Here is a 15,475-nt window from a genome sequence, read left to right as displayed (position 1 = left end):
AGGACGTCTGGCGGTTCGCCGCCGTCGGCCAGGGCTTCGACGGTGGCCTCGAAGCGCTGCTGAAGAACTTGCCGACGGCGGCGAACCGCCAGACGTCCTTCAGGTAGAAGTCACCCAGCATCACCGCCCGCTCGGTGGTGAACTCCGAACCGTTGAACGAGTAGCGGGCCACTTCCTCGCCGCCCGCGACGATCCGGACGTACCCGGGGGCGATCTGCGACATCTGCCCTGCGCCGTCGAGCGTCGCCGTGAACGCCAGCTTGTGGATCTGCGGCGGGATCTTGTCGAGCGTGACCCGGAAGGACTCCGAGTCGCCCGCCTGGGCACCCAGGAGCTGGATGGACTCCTCGGGGGACTTCGGCTGGTTGAAGAACACGAAGTACCGGTCGTCCGAGAGCCGCTCCTCGGCGTCGAGACCGAAGCAGCTGATGTCGAACGTCAGTCCGGGGCCCGTGATCTGCACACCTACGTACAGATCCGTGCCCGCGGTGAGGTCACTGATCTTGGCCTTGTGGCCGCGTTGGAATTCCCTGGCCATGCGTAACGACCGTCCCCCATCCCGAATGCGAGTGCGTCGCGTCAGGCTAACGGCAATCTCGGACACCGGAGGATGTCGGTACAGACCCGGTACACAATCCCCCACAAGGGGCCGTCATTCGTCGCGGGTGCCCGGGGGATGGGGCAGCCGCTCGGCCGCGACCACGCCTTCGAGGTAGCCCTTGGCCCGCTCGGTGCGCGGATAGGCCTCCAGGAGCCGCCAGAAACGCGGTCCGTGTCCGGGCACCAGGAGATGCGCCAGCTCGTGCAGCAGCACGTAGTCGACGACGTACTCGGGCATGCCCTGCAGCCGGTGGGAGAGGCGGATGCTGCCCTCGGAAGGGGTACAGGAGCCCCAGCGCGTGTTCTGGTTGGTGACCCAGCGCACCGAGGTGGGCCGGGCACGGCCGTCGAAGTACTGGGCCGACAGTCGCTCGGCGCGCTCGGACAGCTCCGCGTCGCCGAGCACGCGTTTGCTTTCCTGGGCGGCCAGCTTGTCGAGCATGACGGTGACCCAGCGCTTCTCCTCCGCCTCGGACATACGGGCGGGGATCAGCACGACGGTGCGATCGCCCTCGCGGTACGCGGAGACCGTTCTGCGCCGACGCGCGCTCCTGCGGACCTCGATCGCGCTCGCCCCCGAGCCGCTTGGCGGCTGGCTCGTCGTACTGCGCTGTGGTTTTCCGGCGCTGTGCAGTGGGTCGGCGGGCACGCCACGACGTTACCCTCTGCACACGCGGGAAGTCCCGTCCCTGGGACGGTTCGGTGTCGATCCCCCACCGAGCGTTTAATTTGTACGACGAATACCCCCCGCCTGTGGACAACTTTCGGCGCCCGACGCCCGGGCCGGGCAGGCTGGCATCGCAGGCGGAGCCCGGACCGGTTCGGCCGGCACACGGGACGTACTTCCTAGGGCTACGGGGGCCTGTCATGCATCCGATGGTGAAGCCCGCGCTGCGGCGCGGCTGGCGTGATCTCAACACCGTGCAGTTCGGGATGACACCGGCGCACGCGATGACTCTGGGCCCGATGGACACGGCGACGGGCAGTTTCCTGGACCTGCTCAACGGCACCCGCGGACTGCCCCTCCTGCGCGAGGAGGGGCACCGGATGGACCTGCCCGAGGACCATGTCGACCGCTTGGTGGAGGGGCTGACGCACGCGGGCCTGCTCGACGACGCGAAGGGCGGCGGGCCCGCTGCCGACGCCCTCCGCGCGAAGAAGGACGTCCTCGACCGGCTGCGCCCGGACCTCGCCTCGCTCTCCCTGATCACCGGCGAGCCGGGCGAGTCGATGGGCCGTCTGGCGGCGCGTCGCGAACTGCGCGTCCAGGTGAGAGGCGCGGGCCGGGTGGGCGCGGTGCTGGCCGCGCTGTTGTCGGGCGCGGGGGTCGGCGAGGTCGATGTGCGCGACGGCGGTCACACCGAGCCCTGGGACGTCGCTCCGGGCGGGCTGCCCGCAGAGGCGGTCGGCGAGCGCAGGGACGAGGCGGCGCGGCGCGCGGTACGGCGGGCGGCACCGGACCGCCCACCGCGCCGGACCTCGCAGGCCACGGCGGAGGAGAGCGACCCCGGTTTCTCCCTGGTGATCCTCGCCCCGCGCGACGATGTCGCCGTGCACGCGCCCGACCCGGCCGCCGCCACCGGCCTGATCGTCTCGGGAACCCCTCATCTGTACGCCGGTGTCGTGGAGGGCACGGGAGTCGTGGGCCCACTGGTCCTGCCCGGCGAGACGTCCTGCGCGGGCTGTCTGCACCACGCGCGCACCGACCGGGACCCGACCTGGCCCCGGCTGGTCGCGCAGTGGCGCTCCGGGAAGCAGCCACAGGTCCGGCCCTGCGACCTGACGCTGGCCACGACCGTCGCCGGACTGGCTGCGGCGCACGCGCTCGCCTTCCTGGACGGGCAGTCGCCGTCCAGCGCGGGCGCGCGGTGGGAGGTCTCGCTGCCGGGTCTGCACTGGCACGCGCGGCCGGTCTGGGCGCATTCCGCCTGCCCGTGCGGCGCCGCGGAGAAGGGTACGAAGAAAGGTAAGGAGGCACACACCTCTACGGACGAGGATCGACACGCGACAATGGGAGGGGACCGGCCGTCGAGGGACGTGCGCCGTAAGGCAGACTCGGCCCGGCCGGCCGGGACTTGGAGGGCGCATGTCTGATCTTCCCCGCAAGGCGGTCACCCGCACCGCCAAGCTCGCCGCGCTCCCGCTCGGCTTCGCCGGGAGAGCGACGTGGGGGCTCGGGAAACGGATCGTGGGCGAGTCCGCGGAGATCGTCGGCCGCGAGCTGCAACAGCGCACGGCGGAGCAGCTGTTCAAGGTGCTCGGCGAGCTCAAGGGCGGTGCGATGAAGTTCGGGCAGGCGCTGTCCGTCTTCGAGTCGGCGCTGCCCGAGGAGGTCGCCGGTCCCTACCGTGCCGCGCTGACCAAGCTCCAGGAGGCGGCGCCGCCGATGCCGACGCGCACCGTGCACGGGGTGCTGGAGGAGCGGCTCGGCGCGGACTGGCGCACGTTGTTCCTGGAGTTCGAGGACAAGCCCTCGGCCGCCGCGTCGATCGGCCAGGTGCACCGGGCGGTGTGGCACGACGGCCGCGAGGTCGCGGTCAAGGTGCAGTACCCGGGCGCCGGCGAAGCGCTTCTGTCCGACCTGACCCAACTGAGCCGTTTCGCCCGCCTGTTGGGCCCCCTCATCCCCGGGATGGACATCAAGCCTCTCATCGCCGAACTCCGCGACCGGGTCTCCGAGGAGCTGGACTACGGCCTGGAGGCGCAGGCCCAGCGGGCGCACGCGGAGGAGTTCGAGGGCGACCCGGATGTCATGGTGCCCGCCGTGGTCCACCAGTGCGAGCAGGTCCTGGTCACGGAGTGGATCGACGGGATCCCGCTGTCGGAGGTGATCGCCGACGGCACCCAGGAGCAGCGCGACCGGGCAGGCCAGCTCCTGGCCCGCTTCCTCTTCTCCGGCCCGGCCCGCACCGGCCTGCTCCACGCGGATCCGCATCCGGGGAACTTCCGGCTGCTGCCCGCCGATCCGGACGGCAAGGGCGACTGGCGTCTGGGCGTCCTGGACTTCGGCACGGTCGACCGCCTTCCCGGTGGTCTGCCGGCAACCATCGGGGAATCCCTGCGCATGACGCTCGACGGCGATGCCGAGGCGGTCTACGAGCTGTTGCGCACGGAGGGCTTCGTCAAGGAATCGATAGAGCTGGACCCCGACGCCGTCCTCGACTACCTGGTCCCGATCATCGAGCCGGCCCAGGTCGACGCGTTCACCTTCAGCCGCGGCTGGATGCGCAGCCAGGCCGCCCGTATCGCCGACCCCCGCTCCCCCGCCCACCAGTTGGGCAAGCAGCTCAATCTGCCCCCGGCGTATCTCCTGATACACCGAGTGACATTGAGCACAATCGGCGTCCTGTGCCAGTTGGGCGCGACGGTGCGGCTGCGCGAGGAGCTGGAGGAGTGGCTCCCGGGGTTCGTGCCGGAGGATCCGGAGGATTACGAGGAGTACCTGGACGGGGAGGAACCCGCGGCGGAGGCGTGAGTCGGGTCGCGGACGGCGCGGGTCGGTTCGGTGGCGGCGCGAGGCGATCAGGTGGTGGCGCGAGTGCGGCCTACCACCAGGCCGAGTCCAGCCGTCCTTCGATCGCCCTGAGGTTCTCCCTGGCGCAGGCGTCACAGAGGTAGCTGCGGGTTCCGTTCTCCACGGAGCAGGTCCAGGTGGGCTGTGGGCCTTCGGACCGGGTGCCGCAGCGGGCGCACACGAGGGGCTGCGGCTCCGCGGTGGAGGCGCCGCTGTCGCTGCCTCCGGGAGGACTCGTCACGCCGCGACGATAGCGCCGCGGCCGGGGATCGGCGGGCAGAACGCACCGCGGGGCCGGTCCGTTCGGACGGACCGGCCCCGCGGGGAGCTTTCGCCTCCCGGGTCGGGAGGCCACCGCTTCAGGTGTGATCGGTTACTGCATGAGGGCCATGGCGAGCGCACGGCGGGCGCGCATCGAGGCACGCTCGGCCTTGCGCTGCATCCGGCGGGCGGCCAGCAGGCGCAGCGCCTGCCGGTCCCGCTCGGCCTCCCGCAGTCGCTCGTGCATATGCGCACGGGCCATGGCTTCTGGGATGAGTTGCATCTCTCGGGTCCTGTTCTGGCGCGACTCGGTCGCACCCGGAGTGGTGAAGTCTGGGATCGCGGAGCCCGCGGGCTCGCTGGGAGTGGACGGCTTCATCGGGGCCTGCTTCTTGGGGTCGTGCGTGAGGGGGCGGTCGATCGTTCCGAGGGTGGTGTTCATGCCGTGACCGGGTTCTTGCGCGGACGGCCACGCGGCCGCTTGCGGGCCACGACGACACCCTGGACGAAGAGCTCGCCACCCCAGACGCCCCAGGGCTCACGCCGCTCCTTGGCGCCGGCGAGGCAGGCCTCGATCAGCGGGCAGGTGCGGCAGAGGGACTTGGCGTACTCGACATCGGCCGGCGACTCGGCGAAGAAGACCTCCGGGTCGTAGGAACGGCAGGGGACGGGCACGCCCAGGTTCTCGATGGCGTCGTCGAGCGCGGTGAGCGTAGTGAGCGGAGTCAAGGTGGAGTCCTCCGTGAGGCCGGGCGGGGGGATCGTTTCGGAAGGCGGTACGGACGGGGCGTGCGCTTCGAGTTGCACGGTTGTTCTTCCTCGTCTGGTCGGTCCGGCCCTGTTGGGCCGGTTGTCGGCTTGGTACCGGGTTCTTTTCTTGTCCCGAGGCCCCTTCGCTCCGTCGTCCCCGTTCGGGGAAAACAGAAGGGCCGCGGATCCCGGATGGGGTTCCGCGGCCCTGAAGGCGCCGGCCTGATCGATCAGGCTGGATCACTCCAGGGTTCTGGCCCACGGAAGGCCCACATCTGGTGGTGCTGCGTCGTCTGCTTCCGGCTTCCGGCACCGGGCGCGAAGGCATAGGCCTGCGCCTGTGCTCCTACTGCTTCCAGTGCCTTGGTCGGTCGCTCATTGCGCTCACGGACGGGAAGGACCGCGAGAGACAGGGCGGACGCCGGACGGGCGGCAGAAATGCCGGACAGACCGGTGCCCAGGGTCGAAACGCCGAGCATGCACAGGGAGACGACCGAGGGATCGGTCATTTTCACGGTGCTGGCGGAGCTGGTGTTGATGCTGATCACTGGAATCGCCTCCTCTCGGCGTCTCGGGGGACCGGGGATGAGACCGGTCCTTCGGATATGCAAGTACAGCACGGGATCAGGGCCTTCGAGAAGGCCCCCTGTTCCCGTGTCTAAGAACCTATGGGGATTGCTGGGGCATGCGCAAACTATTTTTTCGACGAGTTTGAATCAGTCCCCCGCGCCACCCTCCACAGGCTCCTGACCGCAGCAGATGGCCAGGACATCGGCCCCGTAGCGGTTGAGCTTGCGGACACCGACGCCGGGGATCCGGGCGAGTTCGCCCTCGTCGTCGGGGACGGTCTCGGCGATCGCCATCAGCGTCTTGTCCGTGAAGACGCAGAAGGCGGGCTGACCGCTGCGCTGCGCCTGGACCTCCCGCCACTCGCGCAACCGCTCGTAGAGGCCCTCGTCCATGTCCGAGGGGCAGTCCTCGCAGCGCATCAGCTTCATCTCGCCGGCCTCGGTGAGGGTGCGGCCGCAGACCCGGCAGCGGGCCACGGTGCGTTGCGCCCGACGCGGTACGGCTTTGGGGCCGGTGCCCGTGTAACCGCGCTCGATGCCGCCAGGAGCGACCGTGCCGGGTCTGCCCGCGGTGCCGGTCGAGCCGGGGCGCAGGCCGTTCAGGAAACGGCTGGGGCGGCGGCTGGGGCGTCCGCCCGGTGAGCGGGAGAGGGCCCAGGAGACGTGCAGCCGCTCTCTGGCGCGGGTGACTCCGACGTAGAGGAGGCGGCGCTCCTCCTCGATCTGTTCGTCGGTCTTCGCGTAGGTGATGGGCATCATGCCCTCGGCGACACCGACCAGGAAGACGACGTCCCACTCCAGGCCCTTGGCCGAGTGCAGGGAGGCGAGGGTGACGCCCTGGACCGTGGGGGCGTGCTGGGCGTTCGCCCGCTCGTCGAGTTCGGCGACCAGGTCGGCGAGGGTGGCTCCGGGTCTCGCCGCGGCGAAGTCCTGGGCGAGATTGACCAGGGCCGCCAGCGACTCCCAGCGCTCTCTGACGGCGCCGGAGCCGGCCGGGGGCTCGGTGGTCCAGCCCTCGCCGGAGAGGACGGCACGGACCTGGGAAGGCAGGTCGACGACATCGTCGAGGAGGGAGTCGTTGCCGCCGAAACGGGCCGCCCCGCGCAGGGCGATGCCGGCCTTGCGGACCTCGGGGCGGTCGAAGAACCGCTCGGCGCCGCGCAGTTGGTAGGGGACTCCGGCGTCGGCGAGGGCCTGTTCGTAGGTCTCGGACTGCGAGTTCGTACGGACCAGGATCGCGATCTCGCTGGCCGGGACGCCCGCGTCCATGAGGTCGCGGATGCGGCGGGCGGCGCCCTCCGCCTCGGCGGGCTCGTCGGTGTACTCGACGTAGACGGGTTCGGGGCCCGCGGCCCGCTGGGAGATCAGCTCCAGCCGATGGTCGGCGGCACGGCCGCGGGCCTGGGAGAGCAGGCCGTTGGCGAGATGGACCACCTGCGGGGTGGAGCGGTAGTCGCGGACGAGCTTGACGACGGTGGCGCCGGGGTGGCGGGTGCGGAAGTCGAGCAGGTGGTCCGGTGTGGCTCCGGTGAAGGAGTAGATCGTCTGGCTGGCGTCACCGACGACGCACAGGCTGTCGCGGTCGCCCAGCCACAGCTCCAGGAGGCGCTGCTGGAGCGGGCTGACGTCCTGGTACTCGTCGACCACGAAGTGCTGGTACTGCGAGCGGACCTGTTCGGCGATGTCGTGCCGGTCCTGGAGCACGGCGACGGTGAGCAGCAGGACGTCCTCGAAGTCGATGACCCCGCGGTCACGCTTGACGTCCTCGTAGGCGGCGTAGAGCTGGGCGATCTCGGCGGGGGCGCGGGGGACGTCGCGGCCCGCCTTGGCCGCCGCGGCCGCGTAGTCGGAGGGCACGGTCTGGGTGACCTTGGACCACTCGATCTCGCCGGTGACGTCCCGCAGTTCGCCGCGGTCGAGGCGGATGCGGCAGGCGGCCGCCGCGTCGGCGACGAGCTGGATCTTGCGGTCGACGAGCCGGGGCATGCCGCCACCGATCGCTTTCGGCCAGAAGTACTGGAGCTGGCGCAGGGCGGCCGAGTGGAACGTACGGGCCTGGACTCCGGTGGCCCCGAGCTGGCGCAGCCGGCCGCGCATCTCGCCCGCGGCGCGGTTGGTGAAGGTGACGGCCAGCACGGTGGAGGACTGCAGGAGCCCGGCGCGCACCCCGTAGGCGATGCGGTGGGTGATCGCCCGTGTCTTGCCCGTACCGGCGCCCGCCAGCACGCACACCGGGCCGCGCAGGGCGGTGGCCACCTCGCGTTGCTCGGGGTCGAGCCCGTCGAGCACCGCGTCGGCCGAGTCCGGTACCTGCGGGAAGAGGGAGGAGTGCGTTGCTGCTGTCACACGGCCATGCTGCCAGGTCGCCGGAGACGGGTGAGTCGGTTGTCCACAGGGAGGCCCCCGCAGTCGTACTAATGCGGCAGGCGTCACGTGCCGCGGGATACCCCCGGCGGGAATGGCGGGTGCGTCGCGTACGTTCCCTCCACTGCGAGGACCTATTCCCTGAGCTGTTGAGGAGCGCGAGAGAATGTCGGGCACCGTGACGATGTACAGCACCACCTGGTGCGGTTACTGCCGTCGGCTGAAGAGCCAGATGGACCGCGAGGGCATCGCGTACAACGAGGTCAACATCGAGCTGGACCCGGATTCCGCGGCGTTCGTCGAGAAGGCGAATGGCGGGAACCAGACGGTCCCCACGGTTTTGTTCGCCGACGGTTCGACGCTGACGAACCCTTCACTGGCCCAGGTCAAGCAGAAGATCGGCGCCTGACCGACGCTCCGGACGCGACTCCGCGGAAGGCGGCCCCTGATGTCGAGGGCCGCCTTCTTTGTCGTCCGCCTCAGCTTTGTCCGTCGCCTCACGCGACCGGTTTGTCCCACACGACCACGTAGCGCCACAGGAGCCGTCGCCGGAACCGGGCGCCCGGCAGCAGGCGCCGGACGGCCTCGCGGGCCTCTGCCCAGCACATGGCCGAGTCCTCCATGGGCATGCCGACGGGTGCGAGTTTCCCGCCGTGCCGTCGCGCCAGGAAGCGGCTCACGGGCAGCCCGCAGCCACTGATCACCCGGTCCAGGAACGTCCGGTTGTACGCCAGGCCGACGATCACCAGTCGGCCGCCGGGTGCCAGCAGGCTCACCAGCCGTCCCACGGCGTCCTCGAACTCCGTGTGATGGACCACGGCGACCGCGCTGACGAAGTCGTACGTGCCCTCGCCGAGCAGGGTTCCGTCGAGGTAGTCCGCCTCCATGAAGGTGACGTTCTCCGGCACGTCCGCGCGGGCGAGCCGGATCATCTGCGGCGAGCGGTCCACGCCCGTCACCGATCCGGCCCTGCTCGCCAGCTTGCGGGCGAGCAGGCCGTCCCCACAGCCGATGTCAAGGGCCGCGTGGCAGCGGTCGGGCACGGCGTCCACCACCACGGGGTGGTAGTGGACGTTGTGGTTCCAGTACGGGTCGGTCATCCGCGAACCGTCATCCGCGCCCCCGTTCGCCTCAGACGAAGGTCCGCGTCGGCAGCGGCTTGCCGTACCAGAGCTCGATCAGTCGGGCCGCGATCGAGATGCCGTACGGCGGCAGCACCTCTTCGGACTCGAAGGCCGCGCGCAGTTCCTCGCGGGAGAACCAGCGTGCCTCGTGGATCTCGTCGCCGTCGACGTTGATCTCGGTCGAGGTGGCGCGGGCCATGAAGCCCAGCATGAGGCTGGACGGGAAGGGCCAGGGCTGGCTGGCGACGTACTCGACGTGGCCGACGGTGATGCCGGCCTCCTCGAAGACCTCGCGGCGCACCGACTGCTCGATGGACTCCCCAGGCTCCACGAAGCCGGCGAGCGTGGAGAAGCGCCCCTCGGGCCAGTGGACCTGGCGGCCGAGCAGGATGCGGTCCTCCTCGTCGGTGACGGCCATGATCACGGCGGGGTCGGTACGCGGGTAGTGCTCGGCGCCGCAGGCGGGGCAGCGGCGGATGTGGCCGGCCGCGGCGATCACCGTGCGCTCGCCGCAGCGGGAGCAGAAGCGGTGCAGGCGCTGCCAGTTCTCCAGGGCGACCGCGTGCACCATCAGGCCCACGTCCCGGGGCGACAGCAGCAGGCCCGCCTCGCGCAGGCCCGCCGCCCGCGCCGACTGGTCGATACGGCCGGGCAGCGCGTCCTTCTGAAGGGCGAAGTAGCTGACGCCGTCGTCGTCGGTGCCCAGGAAGTAGCGGTGTGCCTCGGTGAGGGGGGCCTCGAAGGAGGGCGTCATGACGAGTTCGGTCTTGCCGTCGGGTGTCTCGTCGATGAGGACCTGGCCGCCGGAGACCACGAAGCAGCGGGTGGTGGGGTGGCTCCATGCCGCGGCGAGCCAGGCCTCGTCGAGCCGGTGGTGGGCGGCTCGGTCGATGCCGCTCGGGGCGGTGAGCGAGATGGGTCGGTCGGCTGTGTGGTCGGTCCAGGTGGTCACGGGTGCTTCCAACTCCCCCGGCAATGCGGATTGTTTCGGCGGGCGGTTCAGCGGGACGTACGGCAGGAGGCGACCGGGTCCGGCGGGGACGTGGTGTGCGGGGCGGTTCTTCCAGTGTGCCCCGCGCGCGTGGCCGTTCCGGATCGCGCGGGATCGTCAGGGCGCATGAGGCCAGGTGTCGGCGAGATCTCCCCACAGGTGGGCGGTGGTTTCGACGCCCTTCAGGAGGAGGGCGAGTTCGACCTTCTCGTTCGGGGCGTGCCAGCCGTCGGAGGGGACGGAGATACCCAGGAAGAGGACGGGTGCGCCGAGGACTTCCTGGAGGTCGGCGGCCGGTCCCGAGCCACCCTCACGGGTGAAGAGGACCGGTTTCTCGAAGGCGATGGCCATGGCGCGGACGACGGACTGCAGGGCGGGGTGGTCCAGGGGCGTCAGGCACGGGCGCGTGGCCGCGCTGAAGGTGATCTCCTGCCGGATTCCGGCGGGCACCTGCTGGGCGGCCCAGTCGCGGACGACCTTCTCGATGTGGTCGGGGTCCTGGCCGGCGACGAGCCGGAAGGAGAGCTTCACCATGGCCGAGGACGGGATGATCGTCTTGCTGCCGGGGCCCTGGTAGCCGCCGCCGATGCCGTTGACCTCGGCGGTGGGGCGCGCCCAGATACGCTCCAGGGTGGTGCGTCCGGCCTCTCCGTGGGTGGCGTGCGACTTGGCAGTGCGCAGCCATTCCTGCTCGTCGAAGGGCAGCTCGGCGAAGAGCTCGCGCTCCTGGTCGGTGAGTTCGACGATGCCGTCGTAGAAGCCGGGGACGGCCACGCGTGCGTGCTCGTCGTGGAGCGCGGCGACGAGGCGGGCCGCGGCGGTCGCCGGGTTGGGCACGGCGCCGCCGAAGGAGCCTGAGTGGATGTCCTGGTCGGGCCCCTGCAACCGGATCTCGCACTCGGCGAGGCCGCGCATCCCGGTGCACACCGTGGGGGTGTCCTCGGACCACATGCCGGTGTCGGAGACGATCACGGCGTCGGCGGTGAGTCGGTCGGCGCGCTGCTCGACGAGCGCGCGGAAGTGCGGGGAGCCTGACTCCTCCTCGCCCTCGACGAGCAGCTTCAGGTGCACGGCCGGGGTGGTGCGGCCGGTGGCGGCGAGGTGGGCGCGGACGCCGAGTGTGTGGAAGAACACCTGGCCCTTGTCGTCGGCCGCCCCGCGCGCGTAGAGGCGGTTCTCGCGGACGACGGGCTCGAAGGGCTCGCTGTCCCAGCCGTCCTCGCGGGCAGCGGGCTGGACGTCGTGGTGGCCGTAGACGAGGACCGTGGGTGCCTCGGGGTCGTCGGAGGGCCATTCGGCGAAGACGGCGGGGGCGCCAGGGGTCGGCCAGACCTCGACGGTCGGGAAGCCGGTCTCCCGGAGTGTGGCGGCGAGCCAGTCCGCGCTGCGCCGGACGTCGGGCGCGTGGTCGGGCTGCGCCGACACGGACGGGATGCGCAGCCACTCGGCGAGGTCGTCGAGGAAGGCTGCGCGGTGCTGCTCGATGTACGTGCGGACCGCGCTGACGGCACTGTCAACGGTGTGGCTCATGGTCACGAGCCTATCGGCCCGCACTGACATCCTCGGTGGGCGGTTCCTCACAGTTTGCTTGCACGGCTTGTCACTCCCCTTGCGCGCCCGGTGATTCCGCCTGCGCGCCCGGCTCCTCCAGCAGCAGCCGCTCCAGTGCGGCCCGGTCCGGGAGGCTCTCCGGCCGTACGACCTCGCCGCCGCGCACGTACAGGAACGCGGCGGTGACCGCCTCCAGCGGCACGCCCTGCCGCTCGGCCCAGGCGAGCCGGTAGATCCCGAGCTGGAGCGGGTCGGCGGTGCGGGTGTGGCTGGTCTTCCAGTCGAGGATCTCGTACGTCGCCCCGTCGCCGTCGCCCTGTTTGTAGACGGCGTCGATACGGCCCCGTACGACGCGGCCGGCGATCGCGAGCTGGAAGGGGGTCTCGACGCGGTAGGGCGTGCGCCGGGCGTACTCGGTGAGTTCGAAGGCTTCCTTGAGGGCTTCCAGGTCGCGTTCGTCGGCGATCTCGGCCTCGCTGCCGGGCAGTTCGTCCGGCTCCAGCATGGGCAGGGTCAGCGCTTCGAAGCGTGATTCCACCCAGGCGTGGAAGCGGGTGCCCCGGCGCGCGGCGGGTTGCGGTGGACGCGGCAGGGGGCGCGCGAGTTCCTGTGCGAGCCCGTCCGGGTCCTCGGCCAGGAGCAGCAGCTGGGTTGCGGTGAGGGAGGCCGGCAGGGGTACGTCGGTGACTCGCTGTCTGGCGCGCAGGAGTTCGCCGGTGAGAGCGTCGAGGTCGCGGTCCCAGGAGGCGATGGCGCGGGCCTCCTCGGGGGTGAGGGGCGTGCCGGGGGGCTCGACAGGATGCGAGCGAGCGCCTCCTGGCGCACTGGAGTGTTCGGCGGCGTGCGGGGCCGTCGCCTGGTGCGGGACGGTCGGGCGGTCCGTGGTCCAGGCGTCCCGGTCGGCGGGGTCGTCCTCCGGGAGGGCGTCCTCGAGCTCGGCGATCTCAAGAATCTCAACGATCCCGGCCTCGGTTTCGGGGAGGAACTCCTCGTAGGGAGGCTCCCCGTAAAGGGACTCTTCGTAAGGAGGTTCGTCGTAAGGAGGTTCGTCGTAAGGAGGCTCTTCGTAAGGAGGCTCTTCGTAAGGAGGTTCGTCGTCTTCCGGTGGTGGGGGCCAGTCCGGGTCGTCGTGGCTGTTCGGGTCGTGCGTGGCCGCGGGGTGGCTCTCGTCGTGGGAGGCGAGGTACTCCAGGTGCTCAAGGACCCTCCTGGCGGCCTGGTGGCGGTGGGCCATCGCCACGTCGTCCAGGGGCAGCGGCCAGACCTGGTCGCCGGTGGCCGCGTGCAGGGCGGGGTTCTCTTCGCCCTCCTCGGGTTCCTCCGCCCAGGCCTCGATCTCGCCGTAGCCGGCCGCGCAGTGGTTGTACAGGTCATGCAGGAAGTCGGAGGGGCCCCGGGGCTTCTTCTGGGCGGGGCCCCACCAGTGGCCGGAGCCGAGCAGCAGGGAGCGGGGGCGGGTGAAGGTGACGTAACCGAGGCGGAGTTCCTCGGTGTGCTGGTGCTCCTTCATCGCCTCCTGGAAGGCCTTCAGGCCTCTGGAGTCCCAGGACGTGACGTCGGGCAGGGTGGCGGTGTCGCCGCGCAGGGCGTGCGGGAGGACCTTGCCCTGGGCGGTCCACTTCTCGCGGCCCTGGCTGCTGGGGAAGGTCCCGGTGACCAGGCCGGGGACGGCCACGACGTCCCACTCCAGGCCCTTGGACTTGTGCGCGGTGAGCACCTTGACGGTGTTCTCGCCGCCGGGCAGGGCGTTGTCGAGGCCCTTCTCGTACTGGGCGGCCGTGCGCAGGAAGCCGAGGAAGGCGAGCAGGGTCGCCTCGCCGTCGCCCGCGGCGAAGGAGGCAGCCACGTCCAGGAAGTTCGACAGGGTCTCGCGGCGGCGGGCGGCCAGGGCGTGCGGGGACGCCGCGAGTTCGACCTCCAGGCCGGTGACGGCCAGGACGCGGTGCAGGACGTCCATCAGGGGGTCGGACAGGGAGCGGCGCAGGTCGCGCAGTTCGGTGGCCAGGTGGGCGAAGCGCACGCGCGCGTCCGGTGAGAAGGGCAGCCCGTCGTCGTCCCCGTCGGGGTCGGCGCCGTACAGGGGTGTCTCCAGGAAGGTGTCGAGGGCGTCGGCGAGCGATATCACCTCGGAGGGGTCGACCCCCTCGACGGCCTCGGCGAGTCGGCGGTCCGGGTCGTCGTCGGCCCCCACGCGCGTGTGGGTCACCAGTCGCCGGGCCCGTCGTCCCAGGAGGGCGAGGTCGCGCGGGCCGATGCGCCAGCGCGGGCCGGTCAGCAGTCGGACCAGGGAGGCGTTGGCTCCGGGGTCCTGGAGGACTTCGCAGACGGCGACGAGGTCGGCGACCTCGGGCAGGTGCAGCAGCCCGGAGAGGCCGACCACCTCGACCGGGACGTCGCGGGCCACGAGGGCGCCCTGGATCTCGGCGAAGTCGGTGGCCGTGCGGCACAGGACGGCGATCTCGCCGGGCGCCTTCCCGGTCCGTACGAGGTGGGCGATGGAGTCGGCGAGCCAGCCGATCTCCTCGGCATGGGTGGGCAGCAGCGCGCAGCGCACCATGCCGTCGCGCTCGGCACCGGGGGCCGGGCGGAGGGCCTCCACGCCCGCGTGCATGGCGCGCAGGGGTTCCGCGAGGCCGTTGGCGAGGTCGAGGAGACGGCCGCCGCTGCGGCGGTTCTCGCTGAGCGACTGGCGGGCGGCGAGGCGGCCGTCGGCGTGCGCGAAGTGCTCCGGGAAGTCGTCGAGGTTGGCGACGGACGCGCCGCGCCAGCCGTAGATCGCCTGACAGGGGTCGCCGACGGCGGTCACCGGGTGGCCCGTTCCGGCGCCGAACAGGCCTGCCAGGAGGATGCGTTGGGCGACCGAGGTGTCCTGGTACTCGTCGAGCAGCACCACCCGGAACTCGTCGCGCAGGATGTCGCCGACCTCGGGGCGGGTGCGCGCCAGGGTCGCGGAGAGGGCGATCTGGTCGCCGAAGTCGAGCAGGTCGCGCTCGCGCTTGGCGGTGCGGTAGCGGCTCACCAGCTCGGTGAGTTCACGGCGGGCGGCGGCCGCCTCGGGGACCTTGCGCAGCTCGGCGTTGCTGAGCTTGCGGCCCTCCAGGTCGCGCAGCAGCTCGGCGTCGTACGCGCGCAACTCCTCGGGCCGTACGAGGTGTTCGGACAGCTCGGCGTCGAGGGTGAGGAGGTCGCTGACGAGGTCCGGGAAGGAGCGGGTGAGCGCCGGGTAGGGGCCGGGAGCCTCGCGCAGGACGCGTGCGGCGAGCTGGAAGCGGGTGGCGTCGGCGAGCAGGCGGGACGTCGGTTCGAGGCCGATGCGCAGGCCGTGGTCGGTCAGGAGGCGGCCCGCGAAGGCGTGGTAGGTCGAGATCACGGGCTCGCCCGGCGGGTTGTCCGGGTCGATGACGTCGGGGTCGGTGACGCCCGCCTTGATCAGCGCCTTGCGGACGCGCTCGGCGAGCTCACCTGCGGCCTTGTTGGTGAAGGTCAGGCCGAGGACCTGCTCGGGGGCGACCTGCCCGGTGCCGACCAGCCACACCACGCGGGCCGCCATCACCGTCGTCTTGCCCGACCCGGCACCGGCCACGATGACCTGTGGGGCGGGCGGCGCGACGATGCAGGCCGTCTGCTCCGGGGTGAAGGGGATGCCGAGGAGCTCCTTGAGCTGATCGGGATCGGTGATACGGGCGGGCATGTCGGAGAGGCTAGCGGCGGCCACTGACAGTCGAGGACCAATCGCCCTCAGCGGCAGAAG

Annotated in this window: 14 protein-coding genes and 2 pseudogenes; 3 read left to right on the top strand and 13 right to left on the bottom strand. The window is 71.3% G+C overall.

Going from position 1 to position 15,475, the window contains the following annotated elements:
• Window positions 1–538: TerD family protein (locus tag JHN63_RS19750; RefSeq protein WP_234477391.1), on the bottom strand; the 538-nt coding region annotated here is incomplete at its 3' end.
• Window positions 539–652: 114 nt separating this feature from the next.
• Complete coding sequence (locus tag JHN63_RS19745) at window positions 653–1,249, bottom strand: M48 family metallopeptidase (RefSeq protein WP_200682418.1); 597 nt, start codon at window positions 1,247–1,249, stop codon at window positions 653–655.
• A gap of 218 nt (window positions 1,250–1,467) precedes the next feature.
• Between JHN63_RS19745 and JHN63_RS19740 the strand changes: the two genes are divergently transcribed.
• Window positions 1,468–2,694, top strand: coding sequence for a TOMM precursor leader peptide-binding protein (locus JHN63_RS19740; protein ID WP_200682417.1), 1,227 nt, complete (start codon window positions 1,468–1,470; stop codon window positions 2,692–2,694).
• The gene (locus JHN63_RS19735) at window positions 2,687–4,075 is read left to right on the top strand and encodes an AarF/ABC1/UbiB kinase family protein (protein WP_200682416.1); all 1,389 of its coding nucleotides are present in this window, start codon (window positions 2,687–2,689) and stop codon (window positions 4,073–4,075) included. Before JHN63_RS19740 ends, JHN63_RS19735 begins: the two co-directional genes overlap by 8 nt.
• A 70-nt stretch (window positions 4,076–4,145) precedes the next feature.
• Here the strand turns inward: JHN63_RS19735 and JHN63_RS19730 are convergent, their stop codons facing one another.
• The 5 genes from JHN63_RS19730 to JHN63_RS19710 all read right to left on the bottom strand — a co-directional run bounded on the left by JHN63_RS19730 (window position 4,146) and on the right by JHN63_RS19710 (window position 8,040).
• On the bottom strand, window positions 4,146–4,355 hold the full coding sequence (locus JHN63_RS19730; protein WP_200682415.1) for a hypothetical protein: 210 nt from the start codon (window positions 4,353–4,355) through the stop codon (window positions 4,146–4,148).
• 132 nt (window positions 4,356–4,487) lie between these two features.
• A complete protein-coding gene (locus JHN63_RS19725) occupies window positions 4,488–4,817 on the bottom strand; it encodes a hypothetical protein (protein WP_200682414.1) in 330 nt (109 codons plus the stop codon).
• A complete protein-coding gene (locus tag JHN63_RS19720; protein ID WP_019058340.1) occupies window positions 4,814–5,182 on the bottom strand; it encodes a WhiB family transcriptional regulator in 369 nt (122 codons plus the stop codon). The genes JHN63_RS19725 and JHN63_RS19720 overlap by 4 nt, the downstream gene beginning before the upstream one ends.
• A 173-nt stretch (window positions 5,183–5,355) precedes the next feature.
• The gene (locus tag JHN63_RS19715; RefSeq protein ID WP_200682413.1) at window positions 5,356–5,673 is read right to left on the bottom strand and encodes a hypothetical protein; all 318 of its coding nucleotides are present in this window, start codon (window positions 5,671–5,673) and stop codon (window positions 5,356–5,358) included.
• Between the two features lie 168 nt (window positions 5,674–5,841).
• Complete coding sequence (locus JHN63_RS19710) at window positions 5,842–8,040, bottom strand: ATP-dependent DNA helicase UvrD2 (protein ID WP_200682412.1); 2,199 nt, start codon at window positions 8,038–8,040, stop codon at window positions 5,842–5,844.
• A gap of 184 nt (window positions 8,041–8,224) precedes the next feature.
• Here JHN63_RS19710 and JHN63_RS19705 point away from each other — a divergent pair, with 184 nt between their 5' ends.
• Entirely contained in the window at window positions 8,225–8,467 is a 243-nt protein-coding gene (locus JHN63_RS19705; protein WP_200682411.1) for a mycoredoxin, read from the top strand.
• An 88-nt stretch (window positions 8,468–8,555) separates the two neighbouring features.
• Here the strand turns inward: JHN63_RS19705 and JHN63_RS19700 are convergent, their stop codons facing one another.
• From JHN63_RS19700 to JHN63_RS54705, 6 genes and pseudogenes are all read right to left on the bottom strand, one after another.
• Entirely contained in the window at window positions 8,556–9,158 is a 603-nt protein-coding gene (locus JHN63_RS19700) for a class I SAM-dependent methyltransferase (RefSeq protein ID WP_200682410.1), read from the bottom strand.
• A gap of 31 nt (window positions 9,159–9,189) precedes the next feature.
• Window positions 9,190–10,134 carry an NAD(+) diphosphatase gene (gene nudC / locus JHN63_RS19695; protein ID WP_200682409.1) on the bottom strand — a complete coding sequence of 315 codons (945 nt, stop codon included), beginning with the start codon at window positions 10,132–10,134 and terminating at the stop codon, window positions 9,190–9,192.
• 156 nt (window positions 10,135–10,290) lie between these two features.
• On the bottom strand, window positions 10,291–11,703 hold the full coding sequence (locus JHN63_RS19690) for a dipeptidase (RefSeq protein ID WP_200682408.1): 1,413 nt from the start codon (window positions 11,701–11,703) through the stop codon (window positions 10,291–10,293).
• Window positions 11,704–11,773: 70 nt separating this feature from the next.
• A pseudogene (locus JHN63_RS54715) lies at window positions 11,774–12,250 on the bottom strand (PD-(D/E)XK nuclease family protein); the annotation flags it as partial.
• Window positions 12,251–12,677: 427 nt separating this feature from the next.
• Window positions 12,678–12,842, bottom strand: coding sequence for a pentapeptide repeat-containing protein (locus tag JHN63_RS54710; protein WP_374222927.1), 165 nt, complete (start codon window positions 12,840–12,842; stop codon window positions 12,678–12,680).
• Between the two features lie 377 nt (window positions 12,843–13,219).
• Window positions 13,220–15,415 (bottom strand): annotated as a pseudogene (locus tag JHN63_RS54705) (ATP-dependent helicase); the annotation flags it as partial.
• Window positions 15,416–15,475: the final 60 nt, after the last annotated feature.

The sequence above is a fragment of the Streptomyces sp. MBT65 genome (genome assembly GCF_016612545.1).
Classification (GTDB): Bacteria; Actinomycetota; Actinomycetes; order Streptomycetales; family Streptomycetaceae; genus Streptomyces.
Note: the sequence above shows the minus strand (reverse complement) of the source record. Positions and strands in the feature narration are given on the sequence as shown.